This is a genomic window from Actinomadura sp. (assembly GCF_044508335.1).
GTDB lineage: Bacteria > Actinomycetota > Actinomycetes > Streptosporangiales > Streptosporangiaceae > Spirillospora.
The window spans coordinates 12,793-27,048 of the sequence record NZ_JBIQHY010000046.1 but is presented as its reverse complement, the minus strand read 5'-3'; the positions used below and the strand labels follow the sequence as shown (position 1 = coordinate 27,048).

16 protein-coding genes are annotated in these 14,256 nt (G+C 73.6%); 8 read left to right on the top strand and 8 right to left on the bottom strand.

Annotated elements, in window-relative coordinates:
- Nucleotides 1-200 precede the first annotated feature (200 nt).
- Together ACIWVC_RS17670 and ACIWVC_RS17665 are read left to right on the top strand one after the other, a co-directional pair.
- Nucleotides 201-845, top strand: a complete 645-nt coding sequence (locus ACIWVC_RS17670; protein WP_396448795.1) for an ACT domain-containing protein — start codon at nucleotides 201-203, stop codon at nucleotides 843-845.
- A 78-nt stretch (nucleotides 846-923) separates the two neighbouring features.
- Entirely contained in the window at nucleotides 924-2,474 is a 1,551-nt protein-coding gene (locus tag ACIWVC_RS17665; RefSeq protein WP_396454337.1) for an AMP-binding protein, read from the top strand.
- Here ACIWVC_RS17665 and ACIWVC_RS17660 read toward each other — a convergent pair.
- Nucleotides 2,471-3,388 carry a carbohydrate kinase family protein gene (locus tag ACIWVC_RS17660; RefSeq protein ID WP_396448793.1) on the bottom strand — a complete coding sequence of 306 codons (918 nt, stop codon included), beginning with the start codon at nucleotides 3,386-3,388 and terminating at the stop codon, nucleotides 2,471-2,473. The two genes, ACIWVC_RS17665 and ACIWVC_RS17660, sit on opposite strands and share 4 nt — an antisense overlap.
- A gap of 140 nt (nucleotides 3,389-3,528) precedes the next feature.
- On the opposite strand from ACIWVC_RS17660, the gene ACIWVC_RS17655 reads away from it, so the two are divergent.
- Genes ACIWVC_RS17655 through ACIWVC_RS17645 form a run of 3 tightly spaced genes read left to right on the top strand, consistent with a single transcriptional unit; the run spans nucleotide 3,529 to nucleotide 5,451 of the window.
- Nucleotides 3,529-4,173 (top strand): class II aldolase/adducin family protein, encoded by a 645-nt coding sequence (locus tag ACIWVC_RS17655; protein WP_396448792.1) that lies wholly within the window; start codon nucleotides 3,529-3,531, stop codon nucleotides 4,171-4,173.
- 36 nt (nucleotides 4,174-4,209) lie between these two features.
- On the top strand, nucleotides 4,210-5,013 hold the full coding sequence (locus ACIWVC_RS17650; RefSeq protein ID WP_396454336.1) for an enoyl-CoA hydratase: 804 nt from the start codon (nucleotides 4,210-4,212) through the stop codon (nucleotides 5,011-5,013).
- 18 nt (nucleotides 5,014-5,031) lie between these two features.
- Complete coding sequence (locus tag ACIWVC_RS17645; protein WP_396448790.1) at nucleotides 5,032-5,451, top strand: TIGR03668 family PPOX class F420-dependent oxidoreductase; 420 nt, start codon at nucleotides 5,032-5,034, stop codon at nucleotides 5,449-5,451.
- A 12-nt stretch (nucleotides 5,452-5,463) separates the two neighbouring features.
- Here ACIWVC_RS17645 and ACIWVC_RS17640 read toward each other — a convergent pair whose 3' ends face one another.
- Nucleotides 5,464-6,462 carry an ADP-ribosylglycohydrolase family protein gene (locus ACIWVC_RS17640; RefSeq protein WP_396454335.1) on the bottom strand — a complete coding sequence of 333 codons (999 nt, stop codon included), beginning with the start codon at nucleotides 6,460-6,462 and terminating at the stop codon, nucleotides 5,464-5,466.
- 14 nt (nucleotides 6,463-6,476) lie between these two features.
- Nucleotides 6,477-7,277 (bottom strand): AraC family transcriptional regulator, encoded by an 801-nt coding sequence (locus ACIWVC_RS17635; RefSeq protein ID WP_396448788.1) that lies wholly within the window; start codon nucleotides 7,275-7,277, stop codon nucleotides 6,477-6,479.
- A gap of 81 nt (nucleotides 7,278-7,358) precedes the next feature.
- Between ACIWVC_RS17635 and ACIWVC_RS17630 the strand changes: the two genes are divergently transcribed.
- Nucleotides 7,359-7,769: a DUF2000 family protein gene (locus ACIWVC_RS17630; protein ID WP_396448787.1), complete on the top strand. Its 411-nt coding sequence runs from the start codon at nucleotides 7,359-7,361 to the stop codon at nucleotides 7,767-7,769.
- Here ACIWVC_RS17630 and ACIWVC_RS17625 read toward each other — a convergent pair.
- Nucleotides 7,744-8,841: an acyl-CoA dehydrogenase family protein gene (locus ACIWVC_RS17625; RefSeq protein ID WP_396448786.1), complete on the bottom strand. Its 1,098-nt coding sequence runs from the start codon at nucleotides 8,839-8,841 to the stop codon at nucleotides 7,744-7,746. The two genes, ACIWVC_RS17630 and ACIWVC_RS17625, sit on opposite strands and share 26 nt — an antisense overlap.
- A gap of 93 nt (nucleotides 8,842-8,934) precedes the next feature.
- The gene (locus ACIWVC_RS17620; RefSeq protein ID WP_396448785.1) at nucleotides 8,935-9,177 is read right to left on the bottom strand and encodes a hypothetical protein; all 243 of its coding nucleotides are present in this window, start codon (nucleotides 9,175-9,177) and stop codon (nucleotides 8,935-8,937) included.
- Between the two features lie 202 nt (nucleotides 9,178-9,379).
- Here ACIWVC_RS17620 and ACIWVC_RS17615 point away from each other — a divergent pair, with 202 nt between their 5' ends.
- The gene (locus ACIWVC_RS17615) at nucleotides 9,380-10,294 is read left to right on the top strand and encodes an NADP-dependent oxidoreductase (RefSeq protein ID WP_396448784.1); all 915 of its coding nucleotides are present in this window, start codon (nucleotides 9,380-9,382) and stop codon (nucleotides 10,292-10,294) included.
- Nucleotides 10,295-10,297: 3 nt separating this feature from the next.
- Here the strand turns inward: ACIWVC_RS17615 and ACIWVC_RS17610 are convergent, their stop codons facing one another.
- Together ACIWVC_RS17610 and ACIWVC_RS17605 are read right to left on the bottom strand one after the other, a co-directional pair.
- The gene (locus ACIWVC_RS17610; protein WP_396454334.1) at nucleotides 10,298-11,389 is read right to left on the bottom strand and encodes an epoxide hydrolase family protein; all 1,092 of its coding nucleotides are present in this window, start codon (nucleotides 11,387-11,389) and stop codon (nucleotides 10,298-10,300) included.
- A 128-nt stretch (nucleotides 11,390-11,517) separates the two neighbouring features.
- The gene (locus ACIWVC_RS17605) at nucleotides 11,518-12,153 is read right to left on the bottom strand and encodes a TetR/AcrR family transcriptional regulator (protein WP_396448782.1); all 636 of its coding nucleotides are present in this window, start codon (nucleotides 12,151-12,153) and stop codon (nucleotides 11,518-11,520) included.
- A gap of 71 nt (nucleotides 12,154-12,224) precedes the next feature.
- On the opposite strand from ACIWVC_RS17605, the gene ACIWVC_RS17600 reads away from it, so the two are divergent.
- Nucleotides 12,225-13,118 (top strand): NAD(P)H-binding protein, encoded by an 894-nt coding sequence (locus ACIWVC_RS17600; RefSeq protein WP_396448781.1) that lies wholly within the window; start codon nucleotides 12,225-12,227, stop codon nucleotides 13,116-13,118.
- Nucleotides 13,119-13,214: 96 nt separating this feature from the next.
- Here the strand turns inward: ACIWVC_RS17600 and sbnB are convergent, their stop codons facing one another.
- Nucleotides 13,215-14,240 carry a 2,3-diaminopropionate biosynthesis protein SbnB gene (gene sbnB, locus ACIWVC_RS17595; RefSeq protein ID WP_396454333.1) on the bottom strand — a complete coding sequence of 342 codons (1,026 nt, stop codon included), beginning with the start codon at nucleotides 14,238-14,240 and terminating at the stop codon, nucleotides 13,215-13,217.
- Nucleotides 14,241-14,256 lie beyond the last annotated feature (16 nt).

Here is a 14,256-nt window from a genome sequence, read left to right as displayed (position 1 = left end):
TTAATGCTGGACGGCATGCGTACGGCAGGGTCTGATGATGACCTTGTCTGGACTCTAGTTTGACCCGTACCCGTCATTCCAGCACCGACTTGCGGCTCCGTTTTCTCTGGATGACACCTACGGGTAACACCGGGGAAACGGGTGTCGCCGAAGCTGGGGGCCTCCCGGGGACGTCCCGGCGGGAGAATTGGAGGTGCCCGATGTTGCTGCGGATACGCGTCCGGCTGCCCGACCGCCCCGGCTCGCTGGGGCAGGTGGCCCGCACCCTTGGCGCGGCGGGCGCCGACGTGGTGCAGATGGCGGTGCTGGAGCGCGGCAGCGGCCGGGCGATGGACGACTTCACCGTGGCGTGGCCCGCCGGCATGGGCATCGAGCGGCTCATGGAGGGCCTTGGATCGGTCCACGGGGTGGACGTCGTCGGCATCTGGCCGACCCTGGAACCGCAGGGCGCGTTCCCCGACGCCGCCGTGATCGGGCAGGTCGGGGCCGTCCCGGAGCGCGGCATGGAGATCCTCGCCGACGCCGTCCCGGCCCTGCTGAGCGCCGACTGGGCGGGCCTCGCCGAGCCGGTGGCCGGGGGCGGCGCGGTCCTCGTGCACGCGAGCGCGGGCGGGGTGTCCGGCGCCGACCTGCCGGGCCTGGAGCCGCTGCGGCCGCGCGCGTTCACCGCGCCGGACGGCACCCAGTACGCGGTCTGCCCGCTCGCCATGGGCGCGGTCGCGCTGGTCGCCGCGCGGACGGGCGCGCCGCCGTTCCACCGCACGGAGGTGTTCCGCCTGGAGCAGCTGGCCGGCGCCGCCGACGCCGTCCTCTACGGCGCCCCGGTCGCGCGGACCGCCCGCTGAGCCGCTGACCTGGCCTTCCCGGCGAACCGGCTCTAGAGTCGCAGATCAGGACTCCGCCGCGTTCCCAGGAGGTGGCCGATGGCCGCACTGCTCCGCCCGTACGCAGACGCCAGGCCGGAGGAACCCGCCATCACCGACGAACGCGGCACGACGTCGTGGCGGGAGCTGGACGCCAGAACCGGCCGGCTGGCGGACGCGCTGCGCGGGCTGGGCCTCGCCACCGGCGACGCGATCGCGGTCCACTCCGGCAACCGGCGCGAGTACTTCGAGCTGATGTGCGCCGCCGGCCACATCGGCGTCCGGTACGTGATGGTCAACTGGCACTGGACGGCCGACGAGCTGCGCTACGTCCTGGCGGACTCGGGCGCGCGGGCGCTGTTCTCCGAGGACGCGTTCGGCGACGTGGCGCGGGAGGCGTCCGAGGGGCTCGGCCTCGCCGCCCGCGTCGCGTTCGGCGGCCCGGTCGAGGGCTTCACCCCGTACGAGGAGTTCCTCGCGGCGGGCGCGGAGGGGGACATCGCCGACCCGGTGATGGGCTTCCCGATGTTCTACACGTCGGGCACCACCGGGCGCCCGAAGGGCGTCAGCCGCAAGCAGCTGGGCGCCGGCGCGCCGATCGAGACGGCGAGCCTCGTCGGCGACGTGTTCGCCGAGCTGCTCCGGATCCCGGAGGGCGGCCGCTCGCTGCTCGTCGGGCCCGTCTACCACTCGGCGCAGTGGCTCTGGTCGCTGGTGTTCCTGCTGCGGGGGCGCTCGGTGGTGATGCGGCGGGACTTCGACCCGGCGGAGACGCTCCGGCTGATCGACGAGCACGCGATCACCAACGTCCATCTCGTCCCGACCCAGTTCGTCCGGCTGCTGCGGCTGGACGAGGAGGTGCGCGCGGCGTTCGGCGGGGCCGCCCTGGCGGCCGTCTGGCACGGGGCCGCGCCCTGCCCGCCCGAGGTCAAGCGGCGGATGATCGACTGGTTCGGGCCGATCGTCCACGAGTACTACGGCTCGACCGAGGCGTCGGTGAACAGCGTGATCACCGCGGAGGAGTGGCTGAAGAAGCCCGGCAGCGTCGGCCGCCCGCTGCCGACGACCGAGGTGCACATCCTGCGCGAGGACGGCGAGCCCGCCGCGGCCGGGGAGCCCGGCCAGATCTACTTCCGGTACACGAGCGGCGACGACGTCGAGTACTGGGGCGACGAGGAGAAGACCCGCTCGGTGCACCGCGCGGACGGGCTGTTCACCACCGGCGACGTCGGCTACCTGGACGCGGACGGCTACCTGTTCCTCGCCGACCGCGCCATCGACATGATCATCAGCGGCGGGGTGAACATCTACCCGGCGGAGATCGAGGGCGTGCTGATCACCCACCCGGCCGTCCGGGACGTGGCGGTGTTCGGCATCCCGGACGAGGAGTTCGGCGAGCAGGTGAAGGCCGCCGTCGAGCTCTCCGACGGCGCCGAGCCGTCCGGCGCGCTCGCCGCCGAGCTGATCGAGCACGTCCGGGCCTCGCTCGCCGGCTACAAGGCCCCGCGCTCGGTCGACTTCGTCGACCGGATGCCGAGGACCCCGACCGGCAAGCTCTACAAGCGCCTCCTCCGCGACCCGTACTGGGCGGGCCGGAAGCAGAAGATCTAGTCCAGGAGGGCGAGGACGGCGTCCAGTCCGGTGAGGCACGCGTCGGAGCCGAGCCCCCGGGCCACGGTCGCCGCGGCCGCCGTGCCCCAGCGGGCCGCCTCCAGGACGTCCCGCCCGTGGACGAGCCCGGTGATGAATCCCGCGCAGTACGCGTCGCCGCAGCCGGTGGTGTCGACCACCTCGACGGGCAGGGCGGGCAGCCGGTGGACGCCCCCGGCGGTCGCGACGAGGCTGCCGTCCGCGCCGAGCGTGACGATCACCGTGCCCGGCCCGCGCTCCAGCAGCGTCCGGGCGGCCTTCTCGGGATCGGCCTCGCCGGTCATCGCCGCGGCCTGCTCCTCGTTCGGCAGGAAGTGGTCGACGTACGGCAGGAACGCGGCGGCGCCGGCCAGCAGGTCGGGCATGTTGGACAGCAGGTCCATCGTGACGACCGTGCCGCCGCCGCGCGCGGCCGAGAGCATCGCGAAGAACGCCGGGTCGTTCAGCCCGAACGTGACGTCCGGCCCGCCGAGGTGCACGACGCCCGCCGCGCTGAGCAGGCCGGGCCCGACCGCGCCCGGGCCGAGGGTCAGGTTGGCGCCGGGGACGTGGAAGCTGGGCCGCCCCCCGTCCGGCCGGATCGGCAGGATCGACGCGCTCGTCTGGTCGGCCGTCCGCCGGACGAGGCCGGTCGCGTCCACCCCGTTCCGGGTCATGATCGTGACGAGCAGGTCGCCGAGGTCGTCGTCCCCGATCGCGCCGACCGAGATGACGTCGTTGCCGAGGCGGGCGAGCGCCACGGCGGTGCCGGCCGCGGCGCCCGCGGCGGTCACCCGGATCTGCTCCACCACGACGGTGTCCTGCCCGTCCGGGATGCCCTCGACGGGACGGGCGAGCACGTCCAGGATGTGCGCGCCGAGTGTGACAACGGTCATGACCGGCCCCTTGGCGGGCCCCTGCCGGCCTCGGTCGACACGGCGGGCGCCGGTCGGCGGAACACCTCGGACGGGGGGCCCGGTGATCGTCAGGGCCGTAGCGTACGCGGTGGAGACCGGGAAACGTGAGAGGTATTCGCATGTTGTTGAAGGATGAACGGCGTGAGCTGTGCGAGACCGGCCGGCGGCTGGCCGGGACCGGCCTCGTCACCGGCGCGTCGGGCAACATCAGCGTCCGGGCGGGCGACCTCGTCGCGGTCACGCCCGCCGGGATGATGCTCGACCGGATGGAGCCCGCCGACTGCCCGGTGGTGAACCTGTCCTCGCAGCTCGTCGAGGGCGAGCGGGCGCCATCGTCGGAGACGCCCATGCACCTCGCGCTCTACGCCGCGACCCCGGCGGCGGCGATCGTGCACACGCACTCGACCTACGGCGCCGTCGTGGCCGCGACCATGTCCGAGCTGCCGCCGATCCACTACAACACCCTGCTGCTGGGCGGCGTGGTCAAGGTCGCCGAGTACGCCACCTACGGGACGCCCGAGCTGGCGGAGAACGTCCGGGCGGCCATGGAGGGCGGCAAGCGCGCCGCGCTGATGGCCAACCACGGCGGCGTCACGATCGGCCGCGACCTGGAGGAGGCGTACGAGAACGCGCGGCTGCTGGAATGGCTGTGCGGCGTCTACGTCCGGGCCAAGGCGATCGGGGAGCCGCGCGTCCTGACCGAGGCCGAGCTGGCGGAGGTGGTCGAGCGCGGCCTCGCGCCCCCGGAGTTCCCGCGCGTGTAACCTAACGCTTGTTAGGTTCACTCCGGGAGGCCCGCTTTGCCCTTCGTCCTGATCGACAAGCCGCGCCCGCACATCACCCTCATCACGCTCAACCGCCCCGAGCGCATGAACGCGATGGCGTTCGACGTGATGGTCCCGTTCCGCGAGGCGCTGGAAGAGGTGAGCCTCGACAACGGCACCCGCGCCGTCGTCGTCACCGGCGCCGGGCGCGGCTTCTGCTCGGGCGCCGACCTGGAGAACCCCGGGGACATTCCCGGCATCGACGGCCTGACCCTCCCCACCATCGCCCTGCGCTCGATGGAGCTGCTGGACGACGTGGTCCGCGCGATGCGCCGCGTCCACCAGCCGGTCATCGCCGCGGTCAACGGCCCGGCGATCGGCGGCGGCCTGTGCCTGTCGCTGGCCGCCGACATCAGGATCGGCTCGGAGACGGCGCTTTTCCGCGCCGCCGGGATCAACAACGGCCTGACGGCGAGCGAGCTGGGCCTCAGCTACCTGCTGCCGCGCGCGATCGGCTCGTCCCGCGCCTTCGAGCTGATGCTGTCGGGACGGGACGTGGACGCCGCCGAGGCCGAGCGCATCGGCCTGCTGTCCCGCGTCGTCCCCGGCGACAAGCTGCTCGACTCCTGCTACGACCTCGCCGAGCGGATCGCCGCGTTCAGCCGCCCCGGCGTGGAGCTGACGAAGCGGATGCTGTGGTCCGGCCTGGACGCGGCGAGCCTCGACGCGCACATGGGCCAGGAGGGGCTCGCGCAGCTCTACGTCCGCCTGACGACGCAGAACTTCGAGGAGGCGATCAGGGCCCGCAAGGAGCACCGCCCGCCGGACTTCAAGGACTGAACGTGGCAGGCTGGCGGTGTGCCGAAGCTCTCGCCGGACGAGGCGCGCCGCCTCCTGACGGCCGTCCCGGTCGTGCGCCTGGCGACCGTGGGGGAGGACGGGCGCCCGCACATCGTCCCCGTGACGTTCGCCGTCCACCGGGGCAGCGTCTACACGGCCGTCGACCACAAGCCGAAGAGCACCCGCGACCTGCGGAGGCTGGCCGACGTCCGCGCCAACCCGCGCGTGGCGCTGCTCGCCGACCACTACGAGGACGACTGGTCCCGGCTGTGGTGGGTCCGCGTGGACGGCGCCGCCCGGATCGTCGCGGACGCGGCGGGCATGGCCGGGCCCGTCGGGCTTCTCGCGGACCGCTACGCCCAGTACCGCGACCGCCCGCCCGAGGGCCCGGTCATCGCGATCACGATCGACGGGTGGACGGGCTGGTCGGCGACCTGAGGCGGCCGCGGATCAGTCCCAGGCCCCGCCGATCCGCGCCAGGTCATCGGCGTACTCGATGCGCGCGGCCCAGCCGGCGGGCCAGGCGTCCATGCCGAGGCGGGCGCCGGCGAACGCGCCGGCCAGGCAGGCGATCGAGTCGGAGTCGCCGGAGCTGGCGGCGCCGCGCCGGATCGCCTCGACCGGCTCGTCCGGGAACAGCAGGAAGCACAGCAGGCCGGTGGCGAGCGCCTCCTCGGCGACCCAGCCCGCGCCGGTGGCCTCGCACGGGTCGGACGCGCGGTCGCCGCGCCGGACGGCCTCGTCCAGGCGGTCGAGGACGCCGAGGCAGTCGTCCCAGCCGCGGGCGATGAACGTCTCCGGAGCGTCGGCGCCGGACCGCCGCCACAGGCCGGCGAGCCACCGCTCGTGGTAGACGCCGCGCTGGCCGTGGCACCGCGCGCGGAGCGCCCCGGGGAGGTCGGCCGGATCCATGCCGTCGGCCAGCCACCGGATCGCGAACGCGGTCAGCTCGCTGGCGGCGAGCCCGGTCGGGTGCCCGTGGGTGAGGGCGGCCTGGAGCTGGGACGCGCCCGCGCGCGTCTCGTCCGTCAGACCGGGGGCGAGGCCGACCGGGGCGACGCGCATGTTGGCGCCGCAGCCCTTGGAGCCGGCCACGGTCGCCTCCACCCAGGGCCGTCCGGCCTCAAGGTCCCGGCACGCGCGCAGGCACGTGTTGCCGGGCGCCCGGTTGTTGTCCGGGCTGTTGAGCCAGTCGACGAAGCGCCGCCGCCACATGGGAGTGATCAGGTCCGGGGTGAGCGGCGGGTTCGCCAGGGCGTCCAGGAGCCCGAGGCCGACCGCGATCGCCATCTGCGTGTCGTCGGTGACGAGCGCGGGGTCGCCGTCGAGCCCCGCGGGCCCGCGGTCGCCGAAGCGCCGCCCGATCTGCTCCATGGTGAGGAACTCGGTCGGCGCCCCCAGCGCGTCGCCGTACGCCAGCCCGAACATCGCCCCGCTCGCCCGTTTCATACCGGGCATTCTTCCTAACCGGCGCGCTGGAAGCGGCCGGGCGACACGCCGTAGCAGCGGACGAACCAGCGCGTCAGGTGGCTCTGGTCGGCGAACCCCGTGCGGGCCGCCACGTCCCCGATCGCGCCGCCTCCGGCGAGCAGGCGCCGGGCCGCGCGGAGGCGGAGCTGCCGCTGGTAGTCGCTCGGCGCCATCCCGTACGCCCGCCGGAACCCGCGGTAGAGCGCGAACCGGCTGCATCCCGCCGCCTCGGCCAGCTCGCCGGCGCCGACGTCGTCCAGGTACCTCTCGTCGAGGTACCGCCTGGCCCGCTCGACGACCCCGCCGGCCCGCCCGGCGGTGACCCGCCGGGTGGCGGCCCGGTCGACCATCGAGCCGACCGTCGCGGCCAGCAGCTCGTCCCGCCGCAGGGCGGGCGCCCCGCCGAGCAGCGCCGCGTGCAGGTTCCGCAGGTTCCGCGCGAGGACGGGATCGTCGATGACGGGCGAGGCGAACAGCGGCGGCCCGGTCCTCCCGCCCGCCATGTCGGCCAGGACGTCCGACACCAGCTCCGGGCCGATGTGCACCATCCGGTAGGTGAAGCCCAGCTCGTCGGCGGCGTGGCCGTCGTGCGGGTCGTCGGGGTTGAACGCGATGACCATCCCGGCCGCGCTGGTGTGGGCGCCGCCCCGGCAGCGGAACGCCTGGTAGCCGTCCTCGGTCACGCCGAACGAGTACGTGTCGTGGCTGTGCCGGTGGTAGACGTGCCGCTCGAAGTGGGCGTGCATCGCCTCCAGGGGGCGGTCGGGCGCCCGCCAGTACCTGCTCCAGTCCACGCGTCCAGTGTGGCGCGGCGGCGGCCGGGACCGCACCAGCGTTCAAGACGGGGCGGCCTCCCGCGCGCCACCCTGGGCGGCATGCGTTTCGACACCAAGATCGGGATCGTGGTCCGCGACGACCTGGCCGCGTGGCAGCGGCTCAACGTGACCGCGTTCCTCGCCGGCGGCGTGGCGGGCGGGGTGCCCGGCCTCATCGGCGAGCCGTACGAGGACGCGTCGGGCAACCGGTACCTGGCGATGTTCCGGCAGCCCGTCCTGGTCTACGAGGCCGGCGCCGAAGCGATCGTGAAGGCGCACGGCCGCGCCCTCGCCCGCGGCATGGACACCGCCGTCTACATCGAGGACATGTTCAAGACCGGCCACGACGAGGCCAACCGCGCGACCGTCCGCGCGGTCGCGGCCGGGGAGATGCCCCTGGTCGGGTTCGCCGTGCACGGCCCGAAGAACGGCGTGGACAAGGTCCTCAAGGGGTTGCGGCTGCACCCGTGAGCCCGGCGAGCGCGGCCAGCCGCTCCCGGTGCAGGGCGGGCGGGCCGAACAGCTGCCGCGACCCCTGGGCGCGCTTGAAGTACAGGTGCGCGTCGTGCTCCCAGGTGAACCCGATGCCCCCGTGCAGCTGGATGGCCTCGCCCGCCGTGCGGAAGTAGGCGTCCGAGCAGTACGCCTTCGCCAGCGCGGCGGCGGCCGGCAGCTCGCCCGGCCTCTCGTCGGCGACGCCGGCCGCGTGCAGCACCGCCGACCGCGCCGACTCCACCAGCACGAACATGTCCGCGCACCGGTGCTTGACCGCCTGGAACGAGCCGATCGGGCGGCCGAACTGGTGCCGCACCTTGGCGTACTCGACGGTCATGTCGAGGGTCTGCTGCGCGCCGCCGAGCTGCTCGGCGGCCAGCGCGACCGCCGCGACGTCGAGCGCCCGCCGGGCGGCGTCCTCCCCGCCGACCTTCCGCGCCGGGACGCCGTCGAGCTCGATGCGGGCCAGCTTGCGCGTCTGGTCGAGGGTCGGCAGGAGCGTCCGGGCCGTCCGCGGCACGTCCTCCGCGGCGTAGACGCCGACGCCGTCCTCGTCCCGCGCCGCGACGAGGACCAGGTCGGCGATGTGCCCGTCCAGGACGAAGTTCTTGGCGCCCCGCAGCCGGCCGTCCTCGAACGCGGCCCCGACGTCGGCGAGATCCCAGGACCCGCCGTCCTCGGCCACGGCCAGCGTCGCGACGACCGACCCGTCGGCGATGCCGGGCAGCAGGCCGTGCCCGCCCTCCCCGGCCTGGAGCGCCGCCGCGGCCGTGACCGTCGCGAGGAACGGCGCGCACACGAGCGCCCGCCCCATCTCCTCGAACACGACGGCCAGCTCCCGCATCCCGAACCCGGCGCCGCCGTGCTCCTCGGGGATCGCGAGCCCCTGCAGCCCGAGCTGCCCGGCCATCTGCGCCCACACGGCCGGGTCGTGGCCCTCGGCGGTCTCCATCAGCCGCCGCACCTCGGCGGCGGGGGACCGGTCGGCGAAGAAGCGCCGCAGCGCGTCGCGCAGCGCCCGCTGTTCCTCGGTGTCGACGAGCTCCATTCCGGCGGCCTCCCACACGCGTCCCGGGGTTTCCGGGCCATCGTGCCGCGCGCCGGCCGCGCGCCTCACCGGCCCTCCCATCCAGCGGGACGGTCAGGGCGCCCAGTCGTGCGGCCCGAGCACGTACCCCCGGCTGGTCGAGTGCAGGTGGTTGATCGACACCAGATGGCCGAGCGCGGCCCACAGATCCTCTTCCGGCGCCTCGACGAGCGCCCCGATGGTCTCGAAGTCGGCCGCGCCGCGCTCCTTGTCGATCTCCGCCACGGTCTCGTACACGACGAGCTCGAAGTCCGACAGCTCCTGGACGTCCCCGCGTCCGGTGAATCGCTCATCCATAGCCAAACCGTGCCCACTCGGACACGTTCTATCTGCCCGCCGAGCCGAAAGCCGTAGGCTGATCCCGCAAGGCCCCGTTGCCGCGGTCTGCCGAGCGGACCGGGTACGCGCGCGGGCATCCCGTTCTACCTCCCGGTGGACCGGGGCGAGCGAACGGTGACGCTGTTCGGCCGCCGTCGATGGGCGGTGGTGAGGGGGGATCATGAAGGCCGTACGCATCCATCAGCGCGGCGGGAGCGAGGGGCTGGTTCTGGAGGACGCGCCCGACCCGCGTCCGGCCACGGGGGACGTGGTCGTGCGGGTGCACGCGGCGGGGTTCGTGCCGGACGAGCTCGACTGGCCGGGCACCTGGGTCGACCGCGCCGGACGCGACCGGACGCCGTCGATCCCCGCGCACGACGTCGCCGGCGTGGTCACCGAGGTCGCCTACGGCACCACGGGGTTCGCCGTGGGCGACCGCGTTTTCGGCCTGACCGACTGGCACCGCGACGGCGCGGCCGCCGAATACGTCGCGGTGGAGGCCCGCAACCTCGCCCGGCTGCCCGACTCGCTGACCTTCACCGACGCGGCCGCGCTGCCGCTCGCCGGGCTGACGTGCCGGCAGGCCCTGTTCGTCCACGGCGGCCTGGAATCCGGGCAGACCGTCGTCGTGCACGGCGGGGGAGGCGCCACCGGCAGCCTGGCCGTCCAGATGGCCCGCGACGCCGGCGCGCACGTCATCGCCACCGGCCGGGGCCGCGCCGCCGACGTCGCGATCGAGATGGGCGCGCACACGTTCGTCGACCTGGAGCGGCAGAGCTTCGAGGACGCCGTCGAGCCGGTCGACCTGATCTTCGACACCATCGGCGGCGACCTCCTCGCCCGCTCCGCCGCCAAGGTCAAGCCGGGCGGCGCGCTCGTCTCGATCACCGCGCCGCCCCCGGTCGAGCCCGCGGGCGGACGCGCCGTCCTCTTCATCGTCGAACCGAACCGCGACCAGCTCGCCGAACTCGCGGAGCGGGCCGAGGCGGGCCGGCTCCGCGCCCACATCGGCGCCGTCCGCCCCTTGGCCGAGACGCGGGAGGCGTTCGCGGCCAAGCAGAAGGGCGTCCCCGGCAAGGTCGTCATCGAGGTCTGACGCTCACCCGGCCCCGGCCCGGGTGAGGAAGAAGTCCCGGACGTCCCCGGCGAACAGGTCCGGCACCTCCATCGCGGCGAAGTGGCCGCCGCGGTCGAACTCCGACCAGTGCCTGATGTCGTACAGCCGCTCGGCCAGCGGGCGCACCGGCTGGGTGATGTCGTGCGCGAACACCGCCACGCCGACCGGCGCCCGGCACCGCGCGACCTGCCCCCGCGGGGCGTCGTGGTGCAGCCGCGCCGAGGAGGCCGCGGTCGCGGTCAGCCAGTACAGCGAGACGTCGGTCAGCATCCGGTCGTCGTCGACCGGCGTGTCCGGGCCGGTCCACTGCGCGAAGCGCTCGGCGATCCAGGCCAGCTGGCCGACCGGGGAGTCGGTCAGCGCGTAGCCGACGGTCTGCGGGGTGAGGGCCTGCAGCGCCTGGTAGGGCGGCCGGTTCGCCATCAGCTGCCGGATCTTGTCCAGCCGCGCCTCGTCGCTCTCGGACAGCTCGACTCCGGCGTCCGGGTCCGGCCGGGTCGGCAGGTAGTTGACGTGCACCCCGGCGACCTGCTCGGGCGCCGCCGCGCCGAGCGCCAGCGAGATGCCCGCCCCGAAGTCGCCGCCCTGGGCGCCGTACCGCTCGTACCCGAGCCGGCGCATCAGCTCGGCCCAGGCCCGCGCGATCCGGGGGACGCCCCACCCGCGCTCGCGGGTCGGCCCGGAGAACCCGTAGCCCGGGATGGACGGGATCACCAGGTGGAAGTCGCGCGACAGCGGCTCGATCACGTCGAGGAACTCCACGAACGAGCCGGGCCAGCCGTGCGTGAGGATCAGCGCGAGCGCGTCCGGCTTCGCCGACCGGACGTGGACGAAGTGGATGTTCTGCCCCTCGATCTCGGTGGTGAAGTGCGGCAGCTCGTTGAGCCGGGCCTCGTGCGCGCGCCAGTCGTAACCGGTGCGCCAGTACTCGGCCAGCTCCTGCAGCCGCGCCAGCGGGAAACCGTAGTCCCACCCCGCGTCCGCGACCTCGTTGGGCCATCGGGTGCGGGAGAGCCGGTCGGCCAGGTCGTCGAGGTCGGCCTGGGGGACGTCGATGCGGAACGGCTTGATCATGTCTCAGCTCCCGGCTAATTGTTGGATCGACCAACGTTGACTCGACCAACGATAACACATTGTTGGCCGAACCAACGATCGGCGGGAGCCCGTCGCCGGCGCGAGCGCATCGCCGGCTCGCCGCCGGGTCAGCCGGCGAGCGTCGCCGAGACCAGCCGGCGGATCGCCGCGAGGTCCACGGCCTCGGGGAGGGCCTCCTCGGCGGGGTCGTCCCCGACCGCCTCCTCGATGTTGAGGAGCGTGCGGAACAGGCGGGGGAGCACGGTGCGGGCGAGCAGGTCCTCCGCGAGGGAGGCCGAGTCCGGGTCGTAGTGCTCGGCCAGGTAGGCGGTGAGGATCTCCCGGGTGGTGGCGAAGATGCCGTCGAAGTAGGCGCGTGCGCTGCCGGGGAGGCGCTCGGCCTCGGCGATGCACAGGCGGCAGGTCCGCACCTGGGGCTCCCACGTCATCAGCTGCAGGAACCGGCCGCAGAACAGGGCCACCGCCTCCGCCGGGTCGCCGGCGTAGTCGTCCGGGGTCTTCAGCTTGACCAGGTACAGCTCGCGGACGAGGCTGAGGACGGCGAGGAACAGCTTGTCCTTGTTCTCGAAGTGCGCGTACAGCGACCGCTTGGAGGTCCCGGCGCGCGCGGCGACGGTGTCCATCGACGCCCGCTCGTAGCCCGTCTCCAGGAACACGTCCTTGGCCACGAACAGGATGTGGCGGCGCAGCTCCTCGCCCCGCCGCTGCCGGCCCCGCGCCGGCGACGCACTCTCTCGGCTCATCGGGTTGCGTCCTCAAAAATAAACGGTACGGTAGAGTTTACTTCTTGCCCCGCCACCCTTGGAGGGAAGGCATGATCGTCATAACCGCTCCCACCGGAAACATCGGGCACCAGGTCCTCGACCGCGTCCTCGCCGCCGGCCGGCCGGTCCGGGTCGTCGCGCGCGATCCGGCCAAGCTGCCCGCCGGCGTCCGCGAGCGGGCCGAGGTCGTCCAAGGGTCGCACGGCGACGCGAAGGTCGTCGCACGAGCCTTCGACGGCGCCGACGCCGTGTTCTGGCTGCTGCCGCCCGATCCGCGCGCCGCCTCTCTGGACGACGCGTTCGAGGGCTTCACCCGGCCCGCGGCCGAGGCGATGCGCAGGTTCGGCGTCAAGCGCGTCGTGGACGTCAGCGCACTCGGCCGCGACACCCCCCACGCGGCCAAGGCCGGGTTCGTGACCGCCTCGCTCGCCATGGACGACCTGATCGCCGGCACCGGCGTCGCCTTCCGCGCGCTGGCCGCGTCCGGCTTCATGGACAACGTGCTGCGGCAGGTCCAGCCGATCAAGGAGCAGGGCCTGTTCTTCGACGTGGTCTCCCCCGACCGAGGGCTGCGCATCGTCGCCACCCGCGACATCGCCGCCGTCGCCGCCCGCCTGCTCCTCGACGAGACGTGGACCGGCAGGGAGGAGATACCGCTGCTCGGCCCCGAGGACCTGTCCTACGACGACATGGCCGCCACGATCTCCGACGTGCTCGGAACCCCCGTCCGGTACCGGCAGATCCCCGCGGGGGCTCTCGAAGAGCGGCTCGCCGGCCGCGGCATGTCCGCGGCCATGATCCAGGGCATGCTCGACATGATGGAGGCCAAGGAGAACGGCCTGGACGACGCGATCGCCCGCACGCCGCAGCACGCGATCGACACCCCCACCAGCTTCCGCCAGTGGTGCGAGGACGTCCTCAAGCCCGCGGTCCAGGCCCTCTGACACCGGGGACGCGCGGGCCTGGACACCCTGGTCGGCCCCTGGTCATCGGGCGGTCCAGGCCCCCGTCCCGCTCGGCTCGCGCGCGGCCGCGGAGCGTCAGCCGTAGCGCTTCAGCTCGTGGAAGAAGCCGGGGACGGTGTGCAGGGCGCCGGACGACGACACCTGGTCGTAGACGTACTTGGCCACGGCGAGGTCGAGGACGCCCAGGCCGAAGGGGGAGAAGACCACCGGCTTGCCGGCAGGCGGCGCCGTCTTCTCCGTCAGCACGTCGTACAGGGTGCCGGCGACGAAGTCGCGGTTGCCTACCTTCTGCTCCGCCAGGTGCGGGGACGTGTTGGCCTTCATGCAGTGCTCGACGTCGTCCAGCACGTTGTAGGACGACAGGATGATCTCCGGTGAGAGGTCGCGCAGCGACACGTGCAGCACGAGCGGGTTGTGCTCGAACCAGGCCGGGTCGTGGACGTGCGGCTCGCCCGCGACGGTCGCGAACACCACGAGGTCGGACGAGCGGATCAGCGACTCCGCCGAGTCGTGGATCGCGATCTCCCCCTTCTCCGACCGCTCCAGGTACCCCTTGAAGCCCTCGGCGTGCTCCCGGGACAGGTCGTGGACGCCGAGCTCGTCGAACGCGAAGCCGTTGCCCGCCAGATACGTGTGGATGTAGCGGGCGATGAGCCCGACCCCGACGAAGCCGACGCGGCGCGGGCGGGCGCCGCGGGCGTCGGCGAGCGCGGCGGCGGCGAGGGCGGCGGACGCGGCGGTGCGGGCCGCGGAGATGATCGAGCTCTCCAGGCACGCGAACGGGTAGCCGGTCTCCGCGTCGTTCAGGATCAGCACGGCCGAGGCGCGCGGGATGCCGTTCGCGACATTGCCGGGGAAGCTGGAGATCCACTTGATCCCGTGCACGCCGACGTCGCCCTTGACCGAGGCGGGCAGCGCGATGATCCGGTCGGACGGGCGGTCGGGGAAGCGCAGGAAGTAGGAGTCCGGGTTGACCGTCCGGCCCTCGCCGTGCAGCCGGTAGGCCGCCTCGACCATCCGGGTGACCTCCTCCTCGCGCCCGGCGACCGCCTCGTGGACCTGGGCGCCGGAGATCACGGCGAATGCTGGGACCTGCGTCATGGTGGGAAACTCCGTC